The organism is Megasphaera micronuciformis F0359 (assembly GCF_000165735.1).
Classification (GTDB): domain Bacteria; phylum Bacillota; class Negativicutes; order Veillonellales; family Megasphaeraceae; genus Megasphaera; species Megasphaera micronuciformis.
Window position 1 is genome coordinate 91650 of record NZ_GL538184.1, and the last position, 26055, is coordinate 117704.

Consider the following 26055-nt stretch of genomic DNA (forward strand, 5'->3'; position numbering starts at 1 on the left):
GATTTTAGGGAAGTACTTTTAGGTATTTCCAATGTCATGATTTAAAAATGGGGCAAAAACGAATGACTCTCATTTGGTTTGAAAACCTATAATATCTAATGATTATGCTATACTAGAAATATAGTGTTGTTATCAATAAATATCAGTGCGAGACTAATCGGAGGATAAAATGGAAAAATAAATTAATGAAAAAATTATCGAAATCGTGCATCAAGCCAACGATAAAAATCACCAAAAAGTAATCACGAGACATGTATGGAAAGATGATCTTGAATGTTGTGAAGAGATTCGACACCAAAGAGGGATGAAGGAGCTTTATCAGAAGCGTAAAGAAACCATTGAACGACTCTTTGGGACAGCTAAGGAGTACCATAATTTGAGATACACTAGAGAGAAAGGAAATTCCAAAATGGAGGATAAGGTTGGGCTTGCTTTGGCGTGTTTAAATATCAAAAAATTAGTGAAATGGATAGGGAATATCCCTTTTTATTTTGCTTTAAATCAGATTTTTGGATGGAATAGTAGATGATAAGACAAACTATCTTTGAACATACAAAAAGACAAACGCCAAAAATGACGTTTGTCTACGTTTTGAGGTAGCCTTTAGGCTCCCTTTTTTCTTAGAAAATACCGATGAGTAATTGCATGCCAAGACTAGTCAGGATGATAGCAATCCAGCAAAGGGCTCCAAGAAGAATGGATTTTCCACTGGATTTGATCATAGCAATGAGGTTGGTTTTGAGACCAATAGCACTCATAGCCATGATGATGAGGAATTTAGAGAGTTGTTTGAGAGGTGAAAAGAAGCTATTGCTGACACCGAAAGATGTGAGAAGAGTAGTTAACAGAGAAGCTAGAATAAAGTAGAGAATGAAAACGGGGAAGATTTTTTTAAGCTTCACTCCTTGGTTGTTGCCTTGTTGACGGCTTTGCCAATAGGAGAGGAAGAGAGTGATAGGGATAATAGCTAGAGTACGTGTCAGTTTGACAATAGTTGCAGACTCAAGAGTGTTTGTATTGTAAAGACTATCCCAGACACTAGCAGTAGCTGTCACAGAGGAAGTATCGTTGACCGCAGTACCCGCAAAGAGAGCAAAACCTTCGTTGGAAAGATGGAGCCAAGAACCTAGAGTTGGAAAGATAAGAGCTGCCAAGACATTGAAGAAAAAGATAACAGAAATGGCTTGGGCTACTTCTTTTTCCTTGGCGTGAATAACAGGAGCAGTCGCTGCAATGGCAGAACCGCCACAGATAGAAGACCCAACTCCAATCAAGGTAGCTAACTTTGTATCAAGGTTAAAAAAGCGTTGGAAAAAGAAAGCTATAATCAAAGCAATTGAAATAGTTGAAAGGATAACAGGAAGGGAAGATTTTCCAACTGCGAAAACTTGTGAGATATTGAGTCCAAACCCAAGCAAAATAACAGCATACTGAAGCAGTTTTTTGGAGCTATAAGTCAAACCGGCATCCAGTTGTGTATAGGAAGTGAGAAAGGGATGGAGAATCATTCCGATAAAAATGGCGAAAACAGGTGCTCCCACAACAGGCAGAAATCCTCCTAAAACCCAAGAGATGATAGAAATGATCAGACAGACTAACAGTCCTGCCCAATTTTTTGATAGAAATGACATAAAAACCTCCGAAAATAAATACTCTTTATTATATATAATATCTATTTGTCAGAAAAGTAAAATAGAAAGCAGGAATAAGGTTGTAAATTAACGGAATTTTGCGGTCAGAGAGCTTTTTCAGAGAGCTTTTGTAGTATAATAGATATATGTTCTTTGATCAATAAGGATGCTCAAGAATAGGTATAAAATGATTTTTCAGCATTATGGATATATTCACTTGGTACCAGACATTGCAAGTGTCAATAAAGCTTTGAGTGTTCTTTTAAATGAATTAGATATTTATCCAATTATCACGACAAAAGGAGCACGTCATACCTATGGGAGCTACCTCTGGCACAAAGGATTTGACCTTGGAGTTATTGCAAAAATTCTAGGGCATAGAGATATTTCAATGTTAGTAGAAGTATATGGACACACTTTAGAGGAGAAAATTTTTGAGGAATTTAATCAAATCAGAGATGTCTGGAAAGATTGCTCATAAAAAAATGTGGGGCAAATGATGGGGCAAATCAGTTATAGACAAGCAAAAAAGCCTTGTAAATCAAGGCTTTTTCCTGTTGATTTAGATGCCCCCTACAGGCCTCTTTCGCATAAAAACCGGTCGAAGCATCTCTTCGACCGGTTCCGACAGATAATTCAACTTATTCCGTGCCGCCTTCATTATCGGCACCGCCGCTGGCCCAAACCTTTTGAGCGTAAACGGCGTTGAACAGAAGGGCTGCCTGAAGCGCTACTTGCGACAAGTTGGCCCCTAAAGTCCCAACCGTATTATCGCCCATAACCATTTGAACGGACAAAATACTCCAATAGAGGAAGTTTGCAATATTAACAAAAATCCAGAGCGACCAGTTTTCATTATACTTTAAAATATAGAGAATCTGAGCAATGAAGCTGACTACAAAGTTAATGGAGTCGAAATAGGGGAGCTGACCGCCTACATACGCCAAAATAGCCCAACCGATAAGCCATGCGACAACAGCTCCCGTAAAAACCTTCTTGCGCGTTCCTTTTTTAAAGGAGCGTGTTGCTTCCTGCTGTCCCCATAAATACCACCCGATAGGTTGAGAAATTACATAAACAATATCCATGGCAAAGGACCCGTACGCATGACTGATCCAGGCAATATAAGTCATGGATACGCATTGTATAAACCCGAAGACGAAGGATATCTTACGTCCCTTCATACCGTAAACCAGGCATAAAACTCCGCCTATACCGGAAATCATCCCGATGGGACTATCCGGTGAAATAGCGTAGACAACGACTTGCAACAAAATAAGTAGTGATACATATTTTACTTCGAACTGTTTCCAGTTCGCAAACAACTGACTGTAAAGCCAGCCGTGTTTTGCTGTTTCCATCTTATTCCTCCGTGTCATGGGCCAAAATGTTAAGGGCCAATTTAATCGATTCGTCCTGGCCCTTGGCAACAAGGTCGGCACTGTTTACGAGCGAATTGATACTGTCAGCCAAGTCTCCGTTGCAAAGGACGACATTGTTTAAAATCGACAAGGTTTCCATGCCTCGCAATCGTCCGACGACGGCCAAAGCTCCCGATTCCATATCACAACCCAAGACACCTTTTTTGGCCCAAAAATCTTCCACTTCTTCATTGTCATCCATATAAAAACCGTCATGAGAGCGAATGATTCCGAAATGAGCCTGCGGTGCATATTTTTTAGCCAAGGCTAAGAGTTTAAAAGACGGAACGGCCGGATAGATTTCCGGGGCATACTTTTTCGTAAGTCCGTCATCACGCACAATACCTTCTCCGACAATTAAGTCTCCCAAGCCAATTTCCGGCTGTAGGGCTCCGCATGAACCCACTCGTATAACCGTCTTCACTCCGATGTTGTGAAGCTCTTCGATACCTATGGCAGCCGAAGGGGCACCTATACCGGTTGACATAACCAGAATTTTCCGCCCCTTATATGTCCCCGTAACAGTGCGATATTCTCGATTCTCCATAATTTTTTCAGGCTCATCCAAAAATTTCTCCACAACGTCTACACGGGCCGGATCGCCGACAATAACGGCACAATCCGTATCGACGGCATCGGTTAACTGAATATGCGGTTGCGGTTCTTTTATTTGTACCATATTTATACCTTCTTTTACTTCACAATAGTAATCCGCCCCTGCGGTTGTGCATATGTATTGCCGACAGTACCGCCCAATACGGTCTGAATATAGTTTTTCATACTGTCTACGTCAAGATACCCGGTTGTTTCCGTTTCCACCTTCGCCGGATCTGTAAGTGCATAGTATGTATCGCCGCCGTAAGTAAGGTAATCGGGCATGGCGATGCAATATGTCGCTTCGGGATCGAAGGCTTTACCGCCGACGGCTGTAATAGTAACTCGCGAGCCGGGCTTTGCCGGTGCATAGTAAGTCGAATGGGGATACTGTGAACCTTCCGCATAAGGCTTCATTGTATCGACTGTATAAGTAATGCCCGCCACTTGCGGGAAGGCGCCTATAGCCTGCGGCGTCGTGCAGGTTGCCGCTTCCAACACTTCCAGCAAGACAGCTCCTTTTAAAGTCACATACTGTAAATAGTTATGGTACGGCATGACACGCAAAACATCATTTTCCGTAATCTTGCCTGCATCAATGGAGCTGCGGATAGTACCGCCATTTTGGATAGCTCCGTCAACGGTGATCCCTTTCAAGGCTACGGCCTGTTGAGCCTGCCATAAGAAAGCGTCGGCAATGAGATCGCCCAGGTTTGTTTCTTCCGTACGCACGCCCGGGTCACGAGCTCCGTTAAGTTCTACCGTCGTATTCCCGACTACGGTAGACAGTTTCTTATCAATAGCCGTCTGTGCCTTGTCGACAATTTTCTTTACCGCCGGATCCTCTTTTATAAAGCGACCGTAGGGATACAGATCTTCCTGCCACTTACCGTCTTTATATAAAATAACACCGATATTTTCAAGATGAGCTCCCGTTTCCGCCAAAAGAGCTCCGTTTACATAACGATTCTTTACCGTGTGATCATGACCGTCAATAAAAATGTCGATACCCTTTACGTGTTCCAACACATCGTCCGAACGATCGCCGGCCACATCGGGTTTGCTGCCCAAATGACCTACGGCTACAACCAAGTCGACACCGTCTTTTTTCAAGGCATCCACTTCTCTTTGCGCCGCCTTATACAAGTCTTCTTGCGAAAGGAAGGTCAGTCCGCGTACACTCAAAGGGTTCGATGTCGTAACCGTCGACGGTGTCGTCAATCCGAATACGCCGATTTTAATATCACCGCGTTTTAAGATTGTCCGGGTCTTGGGAGCAAAAGGCTTGCCTGTTGCATCCACATAAATATTGGCAGACATGACAGGAAATTTCGCTTCTTTAATGCGTTTTTGCGTTACATCGGCACCATAATCAAATTCATGATTCCCCAGAGCCATGGCGTCGTATTTTGCGGCATTCATAAACTGAATGGCCGTCTTGCCTTCACTAAGATTGACCAGGTTATTATCCTGAATAGCATCGCCTGCATCAAGAAGAATGACATCCTTACCTTGTTGTTGGAAATCCTTCTTCAATGCCGAGACGGTTGCCATGCCGTTAATGCCTTCGGCTCTACGGTCGTACCCATGCGAATCATTCGTATGCACGATTACGAGATTGGAAAAATCGGCTGCAAAAGCCGTGCTGCAAAGGCAAGCCACGGCCAGTCCCAAAAGGGCGGTCATTTTTTTCATCATATCACTCCTGAACCTTCTAATCACCTTACACATTATAAGCATAAACAAAATCGTCGAAACCACATATATTATACATGAGATGTCACAAATTGGGTAGTATTGTCACTTTTACGCAACCTCCCCGGTTTCGCTAATCAAAAAAATAAAATTACTTTCGTTGTAAATCTCACATTTTTTTCGACTCCTTCATTGTATTATAATAAACGAAACCGGATTTACTGCCCACGAATTTAAAGGGGGTTTTTGTATGTGGCAAGTTATACCTGATTACTATAAAGACGAAACGCGTTGCGTCAGCTGCGGCTGTTGCGTCGCACTCTGTCCCGTCGGTGCACTGGAAATGAAGACGGATAAAGAGACGGGGCGAGTTTTACCCGCCTTCGATCGCTTTAAATGCATTCGTTGCAACCGCTGTGTCGACGCTTGTCGCATTTACGAAAGCTACGCGCCTCACGCCGTCAAAAGCGGCTACAGTCCTCTGGAAGAAATTATGCGATAGCCTGAGTAAGTCATAGTATAAAGAAAAAACGAAGGCCCCGAGCCTTCGTTTTTCTTTATATGAATTTATTATAAATAAGCCGCCATTCCCGTCTGTTTTGCAATATGCGTATACAAGGATACCAGTAGGCCTCCATCATGTTCCAAAAGATAAGATGCCTCATCATGTCCCGCGTCGTCTGTAGCACTGACGAGATTAAGGTAGCGTTGTCCCTGTTGATCCGTATAGGTTTTGAATTTTACCGTTATAGGACGTGACTCTTCCACTTGTCCCGGTGCGTATACAAACAAAATAGCTCCCAAGTACGCATACTCTCCGTCCGTTACAGCATAAGCACTAGTTGCATCCCAATAGGCATTTATAACTGAAGAAGCACCTATTTGGGGATACAGGCCGTACAAGATACCGCCGGTTTGGGCTTCAATTTTAAAGTCGACGGCTAAGGCTGTGCTGCCCAGGCTTATGCACACACATACGGCTCCCAAGATCGATGTTACTTTTTTTCGCCAATTCTGAAATTTCATCATATCCACTCCTGTCCTCTCAGTTGATATGCAAAGTATAACAATTAATATACACTTAAACAATGCCGTAGCTCGGTTATCCCTATTCGGAGCGTCGAGTCAGCACATACAAAGGTTATAACCAAGGAGGTCTCCGCTATGTCTGAAACAGTAGAACTTCGCCCTTTTCCGCCCTTTTTACCGCCCCAAGCAAGGGTAATCATGATGGGCAGCTTCCCTCCGGCTCAAGAAAAGAGAGCCATGGACTTTCACTATCCGAACTTTAATAACGATATGTGGCGTGTATACGGCCTTATCTTCTTTAATGATAAAGACTATTTTCGCAAAGAAGGGGAGAAGGCCTTTGACGCTGATAAAATAAAATCTTTTTTATCAGCCAAGGGTATCGCCTCATGCCCTTCCGTTGTCAGGGCCATTCGTGAAAAGGGCAATGCATCCGATAAATTCTTGAAAGTCGTTGAAACAGTGGACCTGGAAGAACTTCTGTCCCAAATTCCCCTTTGTCACCATATTATTACGACAGGAGGAAAGGCTACAGAAATTCTTTTGTCACTCATTAAAGATGCTCCGCCCGTACCGAAAACCGGCGAGACGGTCACCTTTTACTGTTCGGGTCGCGAAGTAACCTTAACCCGTCTTCCTTCTACTTCTCGCGCCTATCCGTTAAGTTTGGAAAAAAAGGCAGACGCCTATGAAGCATTCTTCCGTTCCGTCGGTATGATAGGATAGTCCTTATCTTGCCACTGACAGTAAAGAAGCGTATCATAAAGCCATGCAGCCCTAGGCTGTATAGATATCTATATCGGAGGTTTTCCACTATGATTCCTATTAAAGAGCTCGCTCATAAGGAACGGGATTTAATCGTTTCTTTACGGCGCCATTTTCATGAATATCCCGAACTTTCACATAATGAATTCGCCACGATGGACTATATTGAAGCCCGGTTGCACGAGTGGAATATTCCTACCGTTCGCGTTCCTCAAGGCGGCATTATTGCTACTGTAGACAGCGGCAAGCCCGGTTGGACGGCTCTTGTTCGCGCCGATATCGACGCTTTAGCCATTCAGGAAAAAGAAAATAATTTATCTTCCAAAAAGGTGGTTTTATCCAAAACCGACGGTGTCATGCACGCCTGCGGCCACGACGGCCACATGGCTATGGCTCTGACGGAAGCTAAAATTTTATCGGATCACAAAGATGCTTGGACCGGAAAAGTTCTCTTTGTCTTTGAACAGGCTGAAGAAATCGGGGAACGCGGGGTTTCTCAAATTCTTCGCTATCTTCATGATCATAATATTCACGTCGATATGGGCTATACCACACATGTTATGTGGCGACTTCCTGCCGGCAAAGTCGGCATTGTTTACGATACGGCTATGGCCGGTGCCTTCTTCTTCAACGTTACCTTACACGGCTACGGTGGACACGGCTCTCGCCCCGACATGGCCAACAGTCCGATAGAAGCTTTCATTTCTATTCAAAACGAATTGCGTGCCTATCGTATGCGCGCCGTCGCCCCCGAACAGAGCCTGACTTATTCTGTCGGCTGTGTTAATGCCGGCTCTAAAGCAAATATTATTCCTTCTGAATTATCTTTTGCCGGTACTATGCGTTGTACGGATAATGAAAACGGCAAAGCTTTTCGCAGCTTTTTCTTGCGTACCTGTACCCGTATAGCGGAAGAATACGGTTGCACGGCAGAGTTCACGGAAGATCAATACATTCCCGTTACTTTTAATAACAAAGAATTGGTTGACATGGCTCGACGTGCCGTGGTTACACAATTGGGCGAAGACGCCCTCGATGCGGACTGCCCTATGTGGATGGCTTCCGAAACTTTTGCAGCCCTACAAAACATCTATCCTTCCGTCCTCTTTTTCACGGGCATTCAAAGCGACAAAGTCGGTAGCGGGGCTCCCCATCATACACCGGAATTCGACTTGGATGAAGACGGGTTGGAAGCCGGCGTCGGCGCCGCTCTTGCCTACATCTTAACAGGCCTTGAAGAAAAACCGGCTACGCCTTCTTTTAAAGCCGAAAACTTGGATACTGTCTTAGCCTTACTCGATGCAAAGCATCTGGGTGAATAATATTTTCTTACAACTACAACCCGAAACAGCGAGTTCTCATATAGAGTACTCGCTGTTTTTGTTGTAATTCCTACATACACCATTCATCTTTCCGGATATACTGATAATGAAAGATAAATAAATTTTAATTTTCTTCCAAAGGAAGTGTTATATATGGAAAACAAAGGCATTACCATCACAAACGACACGACGCTGGGAACACTGGTCACCTTCTTCCCTGATATTACGCGGCGTCTCAATGATTTACATATCGACTATTGCTGTCACGGTAACATTACTATCGGCGAAGCCGTTAAGGAACACCGCTTATCCGTCGACTTTTTAAAAGAATTACAGGATGCTTACGAGGCCTATCGGAATCGTCCGGATAAAACTGAAAGTGTCGCCGACATGAGTACGGAGGACCTTATTCGCCTGATCATCGATACGCACCATATTCCCGAACGTCAGCTTTGGGAAGAAATTACGCCTATGCTCAATAAAATTATGACGGTTCACTATGAACACGGCAAAGATCTGCTCCTACAGCTGCACCGGCAGTTCTCCTTATTACGGGCAGAGCTGGAAGAACATTTCGCCGAAGAAGAATGCGAAGTTTTCCCCCTCATGTTGCAAGCCGAAACAAAATCGCCGAAAGAAAGGAAGCATCTTTCAAAACGGGTTCATGAATTGGTTTCCGAACACGAAGGTGCCGGCGAAATCATCCATTCCATTATGGCCTTAACCGATGACTTCACGCCGCCTGAATACGCTTGTCCTACCTTTAAGGCTACATATGCTAAAATGCACGAACTGATTGACGACATTTTCTTACATATTGCCAAAGAAAACAGTGTCCTCTTCCCGCGTTTTGAAGAATAGTCACTACACATCATAATGACTGTTTTTATTATATCTTTTGCCGTGTCTTTCCGATAATATGAAATACATTGGCAATTTCATTGCTTTTTTCTATATTAATGAACTCTTACCGTGTTTTTCCATTTTCCCTTTAACGCCGAATAAGTCCGTAAAATTTATGTACACATGGGAAAACAGAATTTTAAACCGGTCTTTTATAATTATTTTTTATGTATATCGACTATTTATTACAATTCCTTATCGATTTATTATTTTCTTAATTATAACATGACGGTATGTATTTATATATACCTTTTTCCGCAATACTGTATTTTCCCATATTAAAAAGAGCCGCCTCTCTTCGAGGCGACTCTTTCTATTTTATATTTATAGAGTTTCCAAGGCGCCAATCAAGCGTTTTTTCCCTTCAGGAATATCCTTAATGCCATCATAGTTTTCCATATAATCGGCCAGTTTACGAACCCCTTTTTCCTTATCGGTAATGCCTAATTCGGCAAAGGTTACGGGCAACTTCGATTTTTTCAGAAGACTCATAACAGCACTGCGTAATTCATCATTTTTATCAAAAGCCGTTTGAACCAAAAGGCCTGTACCGACCAATTCACCGTGCTTATACCCGTGCGTTTCGTCAAAGAAGCAGGTCTTTAGTCCGTTATAAAATGAATGACCCAAGGCTGCCTGTCCGCGACCTCTCGTCATACTGCTGATAATTCCCGTCAAAGCGATATTACAGAAAACGACGGTATGAACGGCCTCTGTCAACTTGCCTTCAGCCACATCGGCACAAGCCTGTTCCGTAAACAAATTCAACAGTTCATACGTTGTAGCCGCACTGTGATAAGCCGCATATACATCAACGGGGACACTCGTAGGTGTAAACGCCCCCCGATTATGATGCACTTCCACAAACTTGGCAATGGCATCTAACGAGCCGGCTGCCAGATAACGTGCCGGCTGATGAGCCATGATCGTTTCATCGACAACAATAGCATCCACTTCTTTTTCAAACCACCAATATTCCGGATCACGGCCTTCATCCGTATAAATTACGCTGAGCGGTGCATATGCGGCACATGTAGCCGCAATCGTCGGCACATTGATGACAGGACATGCGCAAGCGTCTGCCGATGCCTTTGCCAAGTCCATCATACGTCCGCCGCCGACACCGATGATCAGATCACAACCTTCGGACTTAAATTGGGTCGCATTTTCATCAATTTGACGTTTACTGGGATACCCTCCGTAAATATGCAATACATGGTTAACTCCGGCGTCCTTCATGCCGCGAACAATCTTTTCTTCGCTAACCTTCCATGCCGTCGGCCCTGCAAGAATCAGCGCTTTCTTACCGAACCGCTTTGCTTCTTCTCCGACGCGCAACAAAGCACCCGCTTCCTGTATGTAGCGGCCGCACCCGAACTTATATGCTTCTTCCATTTTATTTCCCCCCATAATGCTTACAGCTCTGCATTATTTTCTCAGAGCTTCATTTACAATACGTGATTATTATAACAATGTTTTACTGAAATTTCTACTCTGCACGATTCTTTAAATCCTGCTCTACCGCTAGTGCGGCCGCTCCGATAGCCCCTGCATAGCGGGCCTTGGCATCGGAATGAACGGTTCTGCCGAAAGATTCGCTCAAAAGTTCCAGAAAATATACGTCTTCACACAAGCCCCCGGTTAAAAAGATAGGTCCTTCTTGTTCCGACAGCTTGGCATATTCCTGACGGACCTTTTTTACGACGGACTGCAACACTCCCCAGGCGATATTCGCCTTTGACGTTCCTTGACCGATTAAAGAAACGATCTCCGACTCGGCAAAAACCGTGCACATGGCACTGATTTGAAGCTTTTCCGTACGTTCCCTGGCAATTTGATCAAGTTCCGCCAAAGATACACCCAAGCGATTGGCCATGATTTCCAAAAATTTGCCGGTTCCGGCCGAGCACTTATCATTCATATAAAACTCCGTTACCTTACCGTTCCTGACACTGATAACCTTTGTATCCTGCCCGCCTATATCGACGACATTAAAGACTTTCTCGGGAAATAACAGGCTGGCACCTTTGGCATGACAGGTAATTTCCGTCACCTGCTTTTTTGCACCCTCTACGGCTTTGCGCCCGTAACCGGTGGAAATACAGATTGCTTCATTCGGATTTACACCGCGAGACGACAAAGTCTCATTAATTCTTTCAACGGCTTCCAGACTGCTCCATCCGGTGGGAATGACAAAGGTATCCTTAATCTCCTTATTCTCATTCATTACAGCCGTTTTTGCACACGTTGAACCTATATCGATTCCTACATATATCATAAAAATATCTCCTTCATTTAGTATACTACAGTCTTTCCGCCTCTATATTATATATTGGCTTTTTTTATAGAATCTATGATATTATATATAAATAAAAAAGGCAAAAAATTATCCACAATAGTTATACTTGCATAGGACAAAGGACTTTCTATATGGAACTAAAGCAACTCGAATCGTTTGTGGCTGTCATTAAATACGGCAGCTTTACCAAGGCGGCACAGGTTCTTTACATGTCGCAACCGTCTATCAGCACGCATATTCGTGCCTTGGAGAAACATCTTGATACTCCTCTGATTATACGTACAACCAAACAGATCCGCATTACCCCTCGCGGTCGTGAACTCTACAACACGGCTACGGCCATGTTGAAAATGCGCGACGACTTACTGACAAAATGGCATCACGAAGATTCTAATGAAATTATCATCAGTTCTTCAACCATCCCCTCTATCTACTTACTTCCCCAAGTGCTGAAAGGATTTCGTAAGCTCTTCCCCGATATTCCTTTTACTATTAACCAGGATGTCAGCTCAAAGGTTCTTAATTCGCTTTTAAAGGGTCATATTCAAGTAGGTTTCACAGGCATGAAAGTCGATGACGACTCCCTGGAATTCGTCCCTGTCGCCATTGACAAAATGGTCGTCATTACGCCTAATACCCCGACTTTTCGTCAATTAGTCGGGACCAAAAATGCGGCCCTTCACATTTTGATGAAGTATCCTCTCATTCTGCGCGATAAGGGTAGCGGCAGTAAGGCCCATGTGGACAGAATCTTCGAAAAATTACACTTAACCCCGGATAAACTCCACGTAACAGCACATTTAAACGAACCGGAAGGTCTGAAAAACCTGGTAATTAACCAAGTCGGAGTTTCCGTTATCTCCGAACCGGCTGTAGTGCAAGCTGTTGCCGACGGAACCCTACTCAAATTCGAGTTGCCGAAGGACACGGCATTACGCCAATTGTATATGGTGTATCATAAGCACGATACTCAGTCGAGCCATGTTAAACAATTCATTAACTACGTCAAGTCTTTCAGTTGGCAGCAAAAAGACGATTAGTCTACTTTATACTGAAAAGTAAACGAGCGAATAGAGGAATCTATTCGCTCGTTTTTTACTTCTTTTATACTATTTCGGCAGACTGTCTTCTTCTTTTTATTTAGCCCTTATGCATCCCGTATTCGGGTGTGGAAAGTCACTGTATTGTAGACTCTTTCTCAACGGCTTCGACTACTTCTTCAATGGCTTCCGTGCGGATGAAGTATTCCTGCGCGGCAAATTTTTCCTTGTATCGGAGTTTACAATATACTCCGAAAATAAGGCCTAACAAAGTCCATCCCAATACCATAGCCCATTCTTGCGGATACAAGGCCGAGCCCGACGAAGGAACTACGTACATGACAAGCATAAATCCCGACATGAGTACCGCCATAATTCCCACAAAACGATAAGGGCCTACCTTGTACGGTCTTTCCATATCCGGTTCCTTGACACGCAAAACCAGAAATGACACGGATACCATAAAATAGGCGAGGACACAACCGAAGTTGCCCGCATCGACTACCCACAAGAGCATTTTTTTGCCGAAAAATACGGCAATGGTCGTTATAATGCCTAATAAAATCAAAGCGTTTACAGGAGTCTTGTATTTAGGATGCAGTTTAGCGAAACAAGGCGGAATCATGTGAGCGCAAGCCATGGAATACAAGGCTCGGCTACCGCCGATAAGAAAGGAATTCCAGCTCGTAATAATGCCGCACAAACCGCCGATAATCAAAACCTTGGCCATGGCATCGCTATTGAAAGCAATGGCCATAGCATCGGCTGTTACCAAGCCTCCGACTTGATTCATCGCATCTCCGATCATGGCATTATTCATTAAAAAGCCGACAGCCCCGATAACGAGAGAATAAAAGGCCACGGCCAATACAATGGATAACACAAGAATACGGCCAATGTGCTTAAGCGGTGCCGAAATTTCTTCAGCCGCCTGGGGAATAACATTAAACCCGATAAAGAAAAAAGGTGTCATAACGGCTACAGCCAAAGTGTTTTTTATCATCTCTTGTGTCGAAGCACCCATGAACAGCTGTCCCTGCAGGTTCGCTTCACTACCCGTAAAGCCCGACGCGGCAATGAGAACAATGCCGACCCCGCCGATGACCAAGGTTAAGACAGTCTGCAAGATCGCGGCCGTCTTCGCTCCGATAATATTAATATATGTAATAAAGACGACAAGGAAAAAGGCCAAGGCTAACCAGGTTGCATATATATCAAAACCGCCGACAGTATATAAATAGTACTGTAAAAATCCGGGATACAAATAGGCGAAAATTGTCGGCAATGCACAGGCTTCGAAACAGACAACGCCCGTATACCCGAAAATGATAGCCCACGTACAGATAAAGGAGCCCATTTTACCGAGGGCTCGATAACTGAATACATGCTCACCTCCGTTTTGCGGCATGGCCGTCGTCAATTCCGCATAAGCCAGACCGACAAAGAAAATCATGACCCCACCGAGAACGAAGCCCAACATGGCTCCTGCAACCCCGCCTTGCATAATCCAATCTCCCGTAGAAACAACCCAGGCCCAACCAATCATAGCGCCGAACGCAAGAACCAGGATATCCCATATATTGAGTACCTTGTTAAACTCTGTTTTCTTTTCAGACATACACGTACGCTCCTATCCATTTTCTCAGTTCGTGCCTTTGTGAACTTATAAGGACACGTCTTACATATAAGTTAAGTTTTCTTATATTTTACCTTTTTGCCCTGCATTTGTATACATTTTTATCATAATAGAATTATGTATAATGCCTTTTGGTTATTCATTCTTTTTTATAAGTCCTTCGGTTGCAGCAGGCGTTCCCCTATGATAGGGTATAGGTACTTCTATAGCAAAGAGCATGCAAAAAATTTTTATCCATGTTGTTTTTACAACCGCACTTCTCTTTTCATTTCGTTATACTGAGGTCAATCAAACCGGTCCCGATAGTGGCCACACACGTTAAGGAGGATTTACTCATGTTAAAGAAAATTTTGAAAAAATTTGAAGATATGAACAGCAACACAGTGACTCAGGATATGCTCGTCGGCGACATTGTTCGCCTCCACCCCGAAGTGGTAGACACCTTATTGTCTCACGGCATGCATTGCCTCGGTTGCCCTTCGTCTCAACAGGAAAGTTTAGCCAATGCCTGCATGGTACACGGACTTGATCCGGAAAAAATCGTAACGGCCGTAAACCTGGCTATTCAGACTGAAAAACAATAGGAGGCCATATTATGAGTGCATTTTTAGGTCCTATTCATTTTTGGTTATACAATAAAATCCGCTTCCAGGAAGATCTCATCGATGCGCTTTGTGCTCGTGCCGTATCGGAAGGCTGGATTACTGAAGAAGATACACAAAAATTCATATCTACAGATCGCCGTGAACTTCAAGACGCTATTGATGAATCAAACATTCACGGTTGGTTACAAGGCCGTATTCATGACGGCGAAGGTCGCTATGCCGCTTTGGTTACAACACTTTTAGACGGTAACGAAAATCGTCTGCAGATATTAAAGGATGTAGCCTTTCAGACAGGCAAAGCGAAACGGACGGAAGTTCCTACTAACGCTCCTGAAGCTTTTCATCAATTAGATAATACCTTGTTAAACGGTATGCCCTGTGATCAGGTCATGAAGGTAACGGAAAGCAATCCCGATAAAGTCGTCTGGGAAGAAACGCAGGATTTACACAGCTCGTTCTGGAACGGACAAGGTGCTTATTACTATGACCTTCGGGCCGAATTGATTAAAGGCATTCTCGCCGATTCGGGCCTTACCTTCAAACAGACGGATACGAACCGCTACGAAATCATAAAATAAAGATTAGAAAGGAGTACCCCGATGTACGCCACCGATATAATGGTCGAAGAACATGCCAATATTTCCCGCATGCTTCGCGTTATTAAGAATATGTGCTGTTCCATCTTGGACGGAGCCGCCGTTGATACGAAAGATTTCACGGATATTATCGACTTTGTCCGTAATTATGCCGACGTTCATCACCACCAAAAGGAAGAACATACGCTTTTCCCCGAAATGGTCGAACACATGGGTCCCTTGGCCGACACGATTGTCACTCACGGCATGCTTGTGGAACATGATTTGTTGCGCAGCCACATCCGCAGCCTCGACGAAGCCTTGAAGCTTTACGGCGAAACGGGCCGTACGGAATATAAACTCGATATACTTACAGAAGCAATGGCCTATGCCAATCGTCTGCAAGTACATATTGAAAAAGAAAATAACGTCGTCTATCCTTTCTCCGATCGTGAATTGTCCGATGAAATAAAGGAAAAAATAAACGCCGAAGTAAGACGTTTATTTGACGAAAACGAAAAGAACGGAATAAACGAAAAATACCTAACCATGCTTACCAGATTGGAAGCAAAATACAATCCCCTCAGCTATGTTTCAGCACCTGCCGAGTAACTATATACAAATGACCGTACCGATAATTATCGGTACGGTCATTTTATTATTCTCAATCATACTGTACAATCTTTTATATACATGTGCTGTTTATTGCAAAATCACTATCACTTATGCCTCTTCTAAAAGGAGATTCTTTTATGGCCCCTTCATATAAAACACTCTGCCTCTGCCTTTCCCTTTTCTTTCTTTTATTTTCTGCTCCCGACGCAACTGCCTCTCCCGGTTATACGGCCGGTATTTCCCTGTCTCCGGGAAATACAATTGCACTTATAGCCCCGGCTTCCCCGTCACCGGAAAGCATAGCTCCTACGGTGAAAAAGCTGGAATCTTTGGGTTTTCATACTAAAATCGCCTCATCGGCATACAAGCGTTTCGGCTACCTGTCCGGAAGTGATGCGGAACGAGCCGCCGATTTAAATGCCCTCTTTGCCGACCCGTCCGTCAATGCAATTCTTTGCCTTGACGGCGGGTACGGTTCCGGTCGCCTTTTGGACAAACTCGACTATCCGATGATAGCTACCCATGCCAAACCACTCATCGGCTTTAGCGACATTACGGCACTTCAAATCGCCCTATACGAAAAGAGTCACTTGGCTTCCGTACACGGTCCTTTAGGTGTTACTCTGGCATCCAAGCCCGTGTCTTCCTATTCATGGCAATCCTTACTTCGCCTTCTCCGGGAAAAGAAGCTCTCTCCCCACCCCGATTTTCCCCCTCACACCCGTCTTATACCTCTCATCTCCGGTACAGCCGAGGGCCGTCTCATAGGGGGAAACCTGTCCATCATTGCCTCTTTAGTCGGAACTCCCTATGCCTTACAGGGAAAGGATGCAATCCTCTTCTTGGAAGATATCAATGAGCCGTCTTATAAAATCGATCGCATGTTGAATCAGCTCTGGCAGAGTGGCTTATTAAGAGATGTGAATGGCATCATTTTCGGATACTTCACAAATTGCTCCTACGACGAAGGTGACTTTACAACGCAGGAAATCTTACAACATTATGCCGACCTCGCAAAAAAACCGACAGCTTGCGGCTTACCGGTCGGGCATGATATGAATAATATGAGTCTGCCCGTCGGCACTTCTGTGTGCCTACAGGTTACGAATACCGCTACATCCCTAAGTTTTACCTCCCCGCTTTTTCAGTCCCGCGAAACTAAAAAGATCTAGTCGGTATCTCCCTTTTCCTTATCAACAGCACGGAAAAAAGCGAACCGTTCTTTCGAACGGTCCGCTTTTTTCATATCAGCTTATTTTTTATATTTTTGTACAAACCGACCCATACGTACTAAGCATTCCTTAATGGTTTCCATACTTGACGCATAGGAAATACGGATAAAGCCTTCACCGCTGTCACCGAAAGCCGAGCCGGGAACAACGGCAACCTTTTCCTCTTGGACCAGTTTTTCGCAAAATTCGGCTGAAGTCATACCGGTGCAACGAATATCCGGGAAGATATAAAAGGCACCCTTCGGCTCAAACACAGGCAAGCCGATATCTTTCAAGCCATTGTAAATAACTTTACGACGTTCATCATAAGAAGCCTTCATTTCCTGAACTTCTTCATCGCATTCTTTCAATGCCGTAATACCGCCTCGTTGAGCCTGCGTATTGGCACTCATAATTGCATACTGGTGCAACTTGAGAATCGGGTCGATAGCGCCTTTAGGTGCGCAAACATAACCGAGACGCATGCCCGTCATAGCCCACGCTTTAGAGAAGCCGTTAAAAACAATGGTCCGTTCTCTCATATCGGGTAACTTGGCAAAGGTCGTAAATTTCGTATCACCGTATACGAGTTCACAATAAATTTCATCGGCTAAAACGACCAAGTCGTGCTTTTTAGCAAATTCGGCAATGGGCATCAATTCTTCCGCCGTCATAACAGTACCCGTCGGGTTGTTCGGATAGCCGATAACCATAGCCTTCGTCTTCGGCGTTACTACCTTTTCCAAGGCTTCTACAGACAGTTTGAAATCATGTTCCGGATAGGTCGGAACCATAACGGGAATACCGCCGGCTAATTGTACAGCGGCCGGATAGGCTACATATGCCGGATCGGGAATGAGCACTTCATCTCCATGGTCGACAATAGCCTGCAAGGCCATGGCCAAGCCTTCCGATACGCCGACGGTAACGATGATTTCACCGGCAGGATCGTATTTAACCCCATAATGTTTGTCAAAATAATCGGAAATGGCTTCACGTAATTCGGGAAGGCCCGAGTTACCCGTGTATCCCGTTTCTTTATTGTTAAGGCTGTCAATCATGGCCTGCCGAACCTTATCGGGAGCTGCAAAATCAGGTTCGCCGATACTCAAGGACAAAACCCCCTGAATCTGATTGGCAATATCAAAGAATTTGCGAATACCCGACGGTTTAATGGCTCGTACATTAGCAGATACATAGTTATCCCAATTCATTATGACCACCTCATTTAATCTAATAAGTATATTTAACAGCAACTGCGATTTTCACAGTTTCCTCTGCGAATCTTATTTACCGTCACCTTCATACCGTTCGAATTCAATTTTTTCTTCTTGTTTGTTAAAGCCTACAATATAGTACATAGCAACCAGGATTACGAGCCAAATAACCGTAGAAATAATACCGATGCGCGTATTCGGCTGGAAGAGTGCCGAAATCAGGACAATGGCGAAAAATGCCAATGTAAAGTAGTTAGAGTACGGTGCAAACGGCATTTTATAACGGACTGTCTTATAGCCTTCAGGGCCGAGTTTTTTGCGAAAACTCAGCTGGCAGCAAATGATCATAATCCACGTAACCATGCAGGCAAAGGCACTGACGGACGTGATAATTTCAAATACCGTCGCCGGCAGGAAGTAATTGAGAACTACTCCGATAAGCATAAATACGACGGATACTCCCAAGGCCTTATAAGGTACCTTGTTCGAGCTGACTGCTGAGAACATTTTCGGAGCCTTTCCTTGTAACGACAGGTTATATAACATACGCCCCGTACTGTAAATACCGGAATTGCATGACGACAAGGCCGCCGTAATAACAACAAAGTTAATAACATGCCCTGCTGCGGTAATACCCAGCTTTTCAAAAACCATAACGAAGGGACTGCCTTGATGTCCCAACTGATCCCACGGATAGATGGACATAATAATCAATAAAGCCAGTACATAGAACAAAAGAATTCGATAAAGAACCTTGTCGATAGCCGCCGACAAATTCTTCTCAGGGTCTGCCGCTTCGCCGGCTGTAACTCCGATAATTTCAATACCCACATAGGCAAAAAGAACCATCAGCATCGTGTCGAATACGCCGCCGATACCGTGGGGTAAGAAACCTCCATGTTCAGTAAGGTTCGAAATACCTACAGGAATACCGTCGTTACCGAGACCGAAAACAATCATACCCACGCCTGTAAAGATGAGGAAAATAATAGTGACAACCTTGATTAAGGCAAACCAGAATTCGAATTCACCGTAAGCCTTAACGGAAAACAGATTAGCACACGTCATTAGTCCTAAGGCAACCAGACACGAAATCCATTGCGGCAAATCGGGTAACCAAAGATGAACATAAACACCGACAGCCGTAATTTCGGCCATGCAGGTAACGACCCATACATACCAATAATTCCAGCCTGAAACGTATCCCGCCAAAGGGCTTAAAACCTGATACGCATGGGCACTGAAAGATCCCGATACGGGATATTCTACCGTTAATTCACCCAAGGCTCTCATAACAAAGAAAATGGCAATGCCGGCAATAATATATGCCAGGACGACACCGGGGCCGGCTTTCTCAATAGCCGATGCGGATCCGAGAAACAGCCCTACCCCGATAGCCCCGCCCAGTGCAATAAGCTGAATGTGGCGTTCCTGGAGACTGCGATTCAAATCCTCGTGAATGACTTGCGTTTTCTCTTCACTCATCTTGCTTCAACTCCTTTTCACATTTTGATTAAATGCTACCGGTAACAGGCGGGTCGTTATAAAATGAATACATTTAGACTATTACCGTTTTATATATTAATTATACTGAAAATAAATAAATCAGTCCAATTTACTGTATTATGAATTCATTATATTTTTATGCAAATAATAGGTTTTACGTTATATGTTTATACGACCTTTAGTGAAAATACAGGTATTACCTTTTACTTTTAATAAGTGTACATTTTCACTATTATTCTTTTTCTCGCATTTTTATGTATAATATCACTCGTTTTATAAATTATGTTAATAAAAAACGCATGAGTCCGTATTTTTTCTTGCATTTTTTATATCATATACTTTCATTTTATTTTGTATTTTCGTACAAAAAAAGGCTGTTGAATTATTCTTCAACAGCCTTTTTGTCTATTCATTTTTTGGGACTACCTATTTAAAAGTAACTTAACAATAACGAGCAACCGTCTTTCTGAAAGCTCCCAGTTTGGCATACATATTCTTACCCGGGCAAAGAGTATCATTTAAATCTTTATGTCCCAAAATAGTCTCCGGTCCCGGCTTAATTCCGTATGTTTTACAAATATAAGCCATCAGAAGAACTCCCGACGATAAGGCTGCCCCGGTGGGCACAGCCCGCTCATAATCACCGACAAAGCAAATACCTACCGTATTATGGTTATGGTCATAGCAATGAGCTCCCACAGAGTTCATGGGACGCCCCCTTTCAACCGTACCGTCTTTGTGAATTACATAATGATAGCCTATTCCGGCCCATTTATTGGCCAAGTGCCACTCATGAATTTTCGATGCCGGAATTTCCTGATCCGTTCCGCCTACATGGTGAATCACAATGGCATCCGTTCGCGAACGGCGTACGAGCGGTTCGGAAAATTTAAAATGTGTCTCTTTAACAGTCAGCTTCGCAGATTTTCCCTCCCCTTGAACGGAAAGCGGTATGCCCGTAACGGCAACAGCCAATGCTGAAAACACGGAGCGACGCAAAAACTCTCTTCTATTCATATTGTATATATTAACCCTTCTCGTATCGGTAACTTTATAACCAAGTTTCAAATATAACCTTCACCGGGGTTATTATACACTCTTTTTTTTTAATACTGCAAGCTAAAAAATCCCATTGTTAAGCCATTTGGAAGATGTTGTATATAACTTTTTTCCACCTACAGGATAACGGATAATGATTTTCCTTAATGTATTCTCTTATCATATAATCATATATTTCGTATCTTTTACCCGTTTACGGCAAAAAGAAAAGAGCAGATGCGCCGATTTCGGCATCTCCGCTCTTTCAGGCAGTTGTTTGCTAACTCCGTGCCGTATTTTTTAAACGATATACCAAATGCGAGTCCAGACTTCCTGTTAGAGGAAAGAGGTACATCAAGTCCGCTTCTCTTATGTATAAAACATCGCTGCGAACAACCCCTTGAGCCTGTCCCCGTTCTGTCGATAAAGTACCGGTCTTACCGTTCCATACAAGAGGTGAATCAACGACGTCGGCCAAGACCTGTGCCGGTAAATAAATGACTCCGCCCTTACCCAAGGCTCGTCGTGATAGCTTTTTTCCGTCCAAAACCAAGTCATAGGCCTTGGCTACATACGTAGGACTCCCGTCGGAGGCGGCAATTTTTGCCTGGATATGCTCTATATCTTCAAAGGTATCAACACCGTACCCGGCCAGCGCTTTCTTTACATCTCCGACCGTCAGGTATTGTCTTGAATATCCGTCGGGATAAATGTAATAAGATACGGTATGATCCGGATCCGCATTAATGACAATACGGTCATACATAATGTCTACTGCCGTCCCCACATGAATCCGGCTGTACAAATCCTCTACGTCTTGCTCACGCATACGGACGCAACCGTTTGATACGTACCCGCCTACGGACTCGGGGCTATTGGTTCCGTGAATACCGTATGTTCCCGAAAACCCTATCCAACGATACCCCAAGGGATTTCCCGGTCCGGAAGCAATGCGATTTTCCGTATCTTCCGGATCAATCCATTCAGGATTCACTTCCTTTGTTTCCACTCTATAATATCCCGACGGAGTAGGCGTGCTCGCCTTCCCGACTCCCACCGGATACATGGCAGCCTTTTCCTTACCGCGATATAAGGTCAAGATACGGCTGGCCGTATTGACCAAAATTCGGTCCGTCATATCCTTCTTTTCAGACGGTTCGTATACGGCCTTACTATCACTATGATCTCCCACTGCTTCCGTGCCCTTCTCAACGCTTATCATACCTGTTTTTTGTATCGTAACCACAGGCTTATCGTTATTTTTTATGACTTCATCCCGAGCTGCAACGACACCGGTAAACATTGACAGAGTCACCAATACGACGGCTGCTTTTTTGACTGTCTCCATATCTTTACTCCCATATCTACATATAGATTATCTACTTTCTTTATATACTATATAGTATACTCAAAAAAGGTTGCGAAACCAATAGGTTGATGATGACCTTCATTAAATCTTCTTTCTCCTCAAATAAAGCAACTTGCTCTAAAATATTTTCTTTTCGTTGTAAATGTAACGGACGATTCTCAATATTGCCGATATACTGATATCCGTAACAGGAAAGAAGTGCCCTATTCGGCAAGCTATTACAACAAGAAGGTGTTTATTATGCCGTATATCAAAAATATCCCTCATGAAGAAGTCGTATCTTTGGCAGAATCGGTCCAAACAATACCCGGACAGGTTGTCAGCCGCACGTTAGCACAAAACGATGCCGTCAGTCTGACAGTTTTCGCTTTTTCCAAAGGCGAAGAAATCGGCACTCATGATTCGACGGGTGATGCCTTGGTTACAGTTATTGACGGGGTCGGTCGCTTTATCGTCGACGGCAAGAGCTACACCCTAAAGCAAGGGCAATCCCTCGTTATGCCGGCTAAAAAGCCCCATTCCGTTCATGCCGAAGAAGACTTCAAAATGGTTTTAACTGTGGTCTTCCCGCAGTAGTATTTTTTATTTAGGTCAGGAGGATACAACTTATGGATCAGAAAATGTTTTGCTTTCAATGTGAACAAACTGCAGGCGGCAAAGGCTGTACAGGCGGTGCCGGTGTTTGCGGCAAGTCTTCGGCCGTTGCCAATTTACAAGATGAATTAACAGGCGCCTTAATCGGCTTGGCCCGTGCCTGTCAGACGGCTGCTCCGACAGCTTATACGCATCGTGTCGTTTTGGAAGGTCTCTTCACAACCATTACGAACGTTAACTTCAACGAAGAAACCATGCACACTATGATTGACAAGATCAATGCTGAAAAAGCAGCCTTACTCAGCAATGAAGAAGGCGCTTTAGACAAGCTTCGCAAGCTTTTCGGCTCGTCCAGCGACGCAGACCGTGCCGCAGCCAACTTCGAAATGAAAAAAGTTTGGGACGCTGATGAAGATATTCGTTCCTTGAAATCTCTCATTCTCTTCGGCATGCGCGGTATGGCAGCTTATGCTTATCATGCACTCATGCTCGGCCAGCATGACGATTCCGTCGATGCATTCTTCCTCAAAGGCCTTCGTTCCTTAGGCGAAGACTTGAAAATGGAAGAACTCCTCCCCATCGTTTTGGAAACAGGCACGGTGAACTTGACGTGTATGGAAATGCTCGATCGTGCCAACACGACGACTTACGGTACGCCGGTTCCTACAGAAGTTCCTCTGACTATCGAAAAAGGACCGTTCATCGTCGTTACGGGCCACGACTTGAAAGACCTTGAACTCCTCTTAAAGCAGACGGAAGGCAAAGGCGTCAACATTTATACACACGGTGAAATGTTGCCGGCTCACGGCTATCCCGAACTGAAAAAATACAAACATCTTAAGGGCAATTTCGGTACGGCTTGGCAAAATCAACAAAAGGAATTTGCCGACGTTCCCGCAGCTTTCCTCTTCACGACGAACTGCCTTATGCCCGTTCGCCCCTCCTATGCGGATCGCGTATTCACAACGGAAGTCGTTTCTTATCCGGAACTCGTTCACATTGACGACAACAAGGACTTCACTCCCGTAATCGAAAAAGCAATCGAATTGGGCGGCTATAAAGAAGATCACGAAATGACCGGTATCAACGGCGGTAAGACCGTTATGACAGGCTTCGGTCACGGTACGGTTCTCGGCGTTGCCGACAAGGTTATCGACGCAGTCAAAGCCGGTGCGATTAAGCACTTCTTCCTCGTCGGCGGTTGCGACGGTGCTCGTCCGGGACGTAACTACTATACGGACTTTGTTAAACAGACACCTGCCGATACGGTTATCCTCACCTTGGCTTGCGGCAAATACCGCTTCAACGACTTGGATCTCGGTACCATCGGCGGCTTACCCCGTATCATGGATATGGGACAATGTAACGATGCTTACAGTGCTATCAAAGTGGCAATCGCTCTTTCCGAAGCTTTCGGTTGCGGCGTAAACGAACTTCCGTTAACGCTCGTACTGTCCTGGTACGAACAGAAGGCTGTCTGCATCCTCTTGACCCTCTTGGCTTTGGGGCTTAAGAACTTCTACCTCGGACCTACGCTTCCCGCATTCGTATCGCCCAACGTATTGAGCTATCTCGTAGAAAACTTCAATATTCATCCTACGAGTACTCCCGAAGCCGACTTAAAAGCCATCTTAGGCTAATCGGTTCGAACTATCATATAATATAAACGGCATGGCATACTTTTCTGAAGTATGCCATGCCGTTTCTTTAATGTTCTCTTTATCATTCTCAAAAACCTCTTGTAAATGAGAAAGCAATCTGTTATATTATATGAAATCAATTGAATAAATGTCTATCGTTGTATGGTGTAACACACGAAGGAGCTTGTCTTATGCAACTTTCAGAAGAAACGGCAAAACGGAATCGGGCCATTACATTTGCCGGCTTAAAAGGAATCGGCGGTAACACCGTTCTCGTGACCCTCAAGATTATAATCGGCCTGTCGGCCAATTCAATTGCTATCATTCTCGACGCGGTTAACAATCTGACAGATATTTTATCATCCGTATTAACTATAATAGGCACGAAACTGGCAGGCAAGCGCGCAGATAAAGAACATCCCTTTGGCCACGGACGTATCGAATATATTACGACCATGGTAATTGCCTTTATTATTTTATCTGCCGGTGTTTTGGCCTTGAAAGAATCGGTAGAACGAATCTTACACCCCAGCTTGTCTACCTTTCTGGTTCGTGACCTGATTATCATCATCTTCGCCATTGCGGTGAAGATTACCATGGGACTTTACTTCCGCCGCCAAGGAACTCAATGGCGTTCTTCCGCACTGTCCGCTGCCGGCATCGATTCCCTGTATGATGCGATACTGACCTTTGTGACTTTAATTTCATCTTTGCTTGTCTATTGCTTTTCCGTCGACATCCAGGGCTACGTCGGTGCCGCTATCGGTTTGATGATTATCAGGGCCGGTGCAGGTATCGTCCACGATATGTACAATCATCTGCTGGGCGTGCGTACAGACCCCACCTTGGTTCGGCGCATTAAAGAAAGAATCGCCTCATATCCCCAGGTAGGCGGTGTATACGATCTCGTCTTAAACAGCTACGGCCCTGAAGAAACTATCGGTTCCGTACATATTTCCGTTCCCGATACATTGACGGCCGCCGAAATCCATCCCTTGGGCAAACACATAGATATAGACATATACAATGAATTCGGCATCGTCTTAACGACGGGTATTTACGCAGAAAATACCGGCGATTCAAAAGCTATGGAAATAAAAAGTGAGCTCGATAAAATACTCAGCCTGTATCCGCATGTTGTCCAAGTCCATGCCTTCTATGTTCAGGAAGAGGAAAAAACGATTTATTACGACATTATCTTCGACTTTGATGAGCCCGATCCGGTAGGTACGCTTAAATCGATTAAAGCCGATTTGGCGGAACGGATCCCCGATTATCAACAATGTGCAATCTTAGACACGAATTTCAGTAATTAACGAAAAAAAGGCTGCTGAAGAAATCTTCAGCAGC

At 44.2% G+C, this 26055-nt stretch carries 25 protein-coding genes and 1 pseudogene; 14 read left to right on the plus strand and 12 right to left on the minus strand.

Annotated features, from left to right (window positions below):
- Positions 1 to 223: 223 nt before the first annotated feature.
- Positions 224 to 529 (plus strand): annotated as a pseudogene (locus HMPREF9429_RS01595) (transposase); the annotation flags it as partial.
- Positions 530 to 620: 91 nt separating this feature from the next.
- On the opposite strand, the gene HMPREF9429_RS01600 reads toward HMPREF9429_RS01595, so the two are convergent.
- Entirely contained in the window at positions 621 to 1631 is a 1011-nt protein-coding gene (locus HMPREF9429_RS01600; protein WP_006941152.1) for a YeiH family protein, read from the minus strand.
- 187 nt (positions 1632 to 1818) lie between these two features.
- On the opposite strand from HMPREF9429_RS01600, the gene HMPREF9429_RS01605 reads away from it, so the two are divergent.
- On the plus strand, positions 1819 to 2112 hold the full coding sequence (locus HMPREF9429_RS01605; RefSeq protein WP_040773265.1) for a tyrosine-type recombinase/integrase: 294 nt from the start codon (positions 1819 to 1821) through the stop codon (positions 2110 to 2112).
- A 160-nt stretch (positions 2113 to 2272) separates the two neighbouring features.
- Here HMPREF9429_RS01605 and pnuC read toward each other — a convergent pair whose 3' ends face one another.
- The 3 genes from pnuC to HMPREF9429_RS01620 are packed head-to-tail and all read right to left on the minus strand — an operon-like array spanning position 2273 to position 5341.
- Positions 2273 to 2992, minus strand: coding sequence for a nicotinamide riboside transporter PnuC (gene pnuC / locus HMPREF9429_RS01610; RefSeq protein ID WP_040773268.1), 720 nt, complete (start codon positions 2990 to 2992; stop codon positions 2273 to 2275).
- 1 nt (position 2993) lies between these two features.
- The gene (locus HMPREF9429_RS01615; RefSeq protein WP_006941156.1) at positions 2994 to 3731 is read right to left on the minus strand and encodes a nucleoside phosphorylase; all 738 of its coding nucleotides are present in this window, start codon (positions 3729 to 3731) and stop codon (positions 2994 to 2996) included.
- Positions 3732 to 3745: 14 nt separating this feature from the next.
- The gene (locus HMPREF9429_RS01620) at positions 3746 to 5341 is read right to left on the minus strand and encodes a bifunctional metallophosphatase/5'-nucleotidase (protein WP_232216630.1); all 1596 of its coding nucleotides are present in this window, start codon (positions 5339 to 5341) and stop codon (positions 3746 to 3748) included.
- 250 nt (positions 5342 to 5591) lie between these two features.
- Here HMPREF9429_RS01620 and HMPREF9429_RS01625 point away from each other — a divergent pair, with 250 nt between their 5' ends.
- Positions 5592 to 5843, plus strand: a complete 252-nt coding sequence (locus HMPREF9429_RS01625) for an NADH-quinone oxidoreductase subunit I (protein ID WP_006941158.1) — start codon at positions 5592 to 5594, stop codon at positions 5841 to 5843.
- Between the two features lie 68 nt (positions 5844 to 5911).
- On the opposite strand, the gene HMPREF9429_RS01630 is transcribed toward HMPREF9429_RS01625, so the two are convergent.
- Entirely contained in the window at positions 5912 to 6370 is a 459-nt protein-coding gene (locus HMPREF9429_RS01630; RefSeq protein ID WP_006941159.1) for a hypothetical protein, read from the minus strand.
- A gap of 135 nt (positions 6371 to 6505) precedes the next feature.
- On the opposite strand from HMPREF9429_RS01630, the gene HMPREF9429_RS01635 reads away from it, so the two are divergent.
- The 3 genes from HMPREF9429_RS01635 to HMPREF9429_RS01645 all read left to right on the plus strand — a co-directional run bounded on the left by HMPREF9429_RS01635 (position 6506) and on the right by HMPREF9429_RS01645 (position 9318).
- Complete coding sequence (locus HMPREF9429_RS01635; protein ID WP_006941160.1) at positions 6506 to 7096, plus strand: hypothetical protein; 591 nt, start codon at positions 6506 to 6508, stop codon at positions 7094 to 7096.
- An 89-nt stretch (positions 7097 to 7185) separates the two neighbouring features.
- Positions 7186 to 8457 (plus strand): M20 metallopeptidase family protein, encoded by a 1272-nt coding sequence (locus HMPREF9429_RS01640; RefSeq protein ID WP_006941162.1) that lies wholly within the window; start codon positions 7186 to 7188, stop codon positions 8455 to 8457.
- A 153-nt stretch (positions 8458 to 8610) separates the two neighbouring features.
- Positions 8611 to 9318 (plus strand): DUF542 domain-containing protein, encoded by a 708-nt coding sequence (locus tag HMPREF9429_RS01645; protein ID WP_006941163.1) that lies wholly within the window; start codon positions 8611 to 8613, stop codon positions 9316 to 9318.
- A gap of 366 nt (positions 9319 to 9684) precedes the next feature.
- Here the strand turns inward: HMPREF9429_RS01645 and HMPREF9429_RS01650 are convergent, their stop codons facing one another.
- Positions 9685 to 10755, minus strand: a complete 1071-nt coding sequence (locus HMPREF9429_RS01650; protein ID WP_050777753.1) for an iron-containing alcohol dehydrogenase family protein — start codon at positions 10753 to 10755, stop codon at positions 9685 to 9687.
- Positions 10756 to 10849: 94 nt separating this feature from the next.
- Positions 10850 to 11638 carry an acyl-CoA dehydratase activase gene (locus tag HMPREF9429_RS01655; protein ID WP_006941166.1) on the minus strand — a complete coding sequence of 263 codons (789 nt, stop codon included), beginning with the start codon at positions 11636 to 11638 and terminating at the stop codon, positions 10850 to 10852.
- A 152-nt stretch (positions 11639 to 11790) separates the two neighbouring features.
- Between HMPREF9429_RS01655 and HMPREF9429_RS01660 the strand changes: the two genes are divergently transcribed.
- Positions 11791 to 12699 carry a selenium metabolism-associated LysR family transcriptional regulator gene (locus HMPREF9429_RS01660; RefSeq protein ID WP_006941167.1) on the plus strand — a complete coding sequence of 303 codons (909 nt, stop codon included), beginning with the start codon at positions 11791 to 11793 and terminating at the stop codon, positions 12697 to 12699.
- A 136-nt stretch (positions 12700 to 12835) separates the two neighbouring features.
- On the opposite strand, the gene HMPREF9429_RS01665 is transcribed toward HMPREF9429_RS01660, so the two are convergent.
- On the minus strand, positions 12836 to 14317 hold the full coding sequence (locus HMPREF9429_RS01665; protein WP_006941168.1) for an APC family permease: 1482 nt from the start codon (positions 14315 to 14317) through the stop codon (positions 12836 to 12838).
- 353 nt (positions 14318 to 14670) lie between these two features.
- Between HMPREF9429_RS01665 and HMPREF9429_RS01670 the strand changes: the two genes are divergently transcribed.
- The 4 genes from HMPREF9429_RS01670 (at position 14671) to HMPREF9429_RS01685 (ending at position 17302) form a co-directional block, all read left to right on the plus strand.
- Positions 14671 to 14919, plus strand: coding sequence for a DUF1858 domain-containing protein (locus HMPREF9429_RS01670; RefSeq protein WP_050777754.1), 249 nt, complete (start codon positions 14671 to 14673; stop codon positions 14917 to 14919).
- 11 nt (positions 14920 to 14930) lie between these two features.
- Positions 14931 to 15518 carry a hypothetical protein gene (locus tag HMPREF9429_RS01675; RefSeq protein WP_006941170.1) on the plus strand — a complete coding sequence of 196 codons (588 nt, stop codon included), beginning with the start codon at positions 14931 to 14933 and terminating at the stop codon, positions 15516 to 15518.
- Between the two features lie 21 nt (positions 15519 to 15539).
- Positions 15540 to 16127 (plus strand): hemerythrin domain-containing protein, encoded by a 588-nt coding sequence (locus HMPREF9429_RS01680; protein ID WP_006941171.1) that lies wholly within the window; start codon positions 15540 to 15542, stop codon positions 16125 to 16127.
- 140 nt (positions 16128 to 16267) lie between these two features.
- Positions 16268 to 17302, plus strand: a complete 1035-nt coding sequence (locus HMPREF9429_RS01685) for a S66 peptidase family protein (protein WP_071585504.1) — start codon at positions 16268 to 16270, stop codon at positions 17300 to 17302.
- A gap of 80 nt (positions 17303 to 17382) precedes the next feature.
- Here the strand turns inward: HMPREF9429_RS01685 and HMPREF9429_RS01690 are convergent, their stop codons facing one another.
- From HMPREF9429_RS01690 to HMPREF9429_RS01705, 4 genes are all read right to left on the minus strand, one after another.
- Entirely contained in the window at positions 17383 to 18555 is a 1173-nt protein-coding gene (locus tag HMPREF9429_RS01690; protein ID WP_006941173.1) for a pyridoxal phosphate-dependent aminotransferase, read from the minus strand.
- Between the two features lie 72 nt (positions 18556 to 18627).
- The gene (locus HMPREF9429_RS01695; RefSeq protein ID WP_006941174.1) at positions 18628 to 20043 is read right to left on the minus strand and encodes an amino acid permease; all 1416 of its coding nucleotides are present in this window, start codon (positions 20041 to 20043) and stop codon (positions 18628 to 18630) included.
- A 462-nt stretch (positions 20044 to 20505) separates the two neighbouring features.
- The gene (locus HMPREF9429_RS01700) at positions 20506 to 21081 is read right to left on the minus strand and encodes a peptidoglycan recognition protein family protein (protein ID WP_006941176.1); all 576 of its coding nucleotides are present in this window, start codon (positions 21079 to 21081) and stop codon (positions 20506 to 20508) included.
- Between the two features lie 301 nt (positions 21082 to 21382).
- On the minus strand, positions 21383 to 22450 hold the full coding sequence (locus tag HMPREF9429_RS01705; RefSeq protein ID WP_006941177.1) for a L,D-transpeptidase: 1068 nt from the start codon (positions 22448 to 22450) through the stop codon (positions 21383 to 21385).
- Between the two features lie 261 nt (positions 22451 to 22711).
- Between HMPREF9429_RS01705 and HMPREF9429_RS01710 the strand changes: the two genes are divergently transcribed.
- From HMPREF9429_RS01710 to HMPREF9429_RS01720, 3 genes are all read left to right on the plus strand, one after another.
- Positions 22712 to 23047 carry a cupin domain-containing protein gene (locus HMPREF9429_RS01710; RefSeq protein WP_006941178.1) on the plus strand — a complete coding sequence of 112 codons (336 nt, stop codon included), beginning with the start codon at positions 22712 to 22714 and terminating at the stop codon, positions 23045 to 23047.
- Between the two features lie 32 nt (positions 23048 to 23079).
- The gene (gene hcp, locus HMPREF9429_RS01715) at positions 23080 to 24705 is read left to right on the plus strand and encodes a hydroxylamine reductase (protein ID WP_006941179.1); all 1626 of its coding nucleotides are present in this window, start codon (positions 23080 to 23082) and stop codon (positions 24703 to 24705) included.
- Positions 24706 to 24896: 191 nt separating this feature from the next.
- Entirely contained in the window at positions 24897 to 26021 is a 1125-nt protein-coding gene (locus HMPREF9429_RS01720) for a cation diffusion facilitator family transporter (RefSeq protein WP_006941180.1), read from the plus strand.
- Positions 26022 to 26055: the final 34 nt, after the last annotated feature.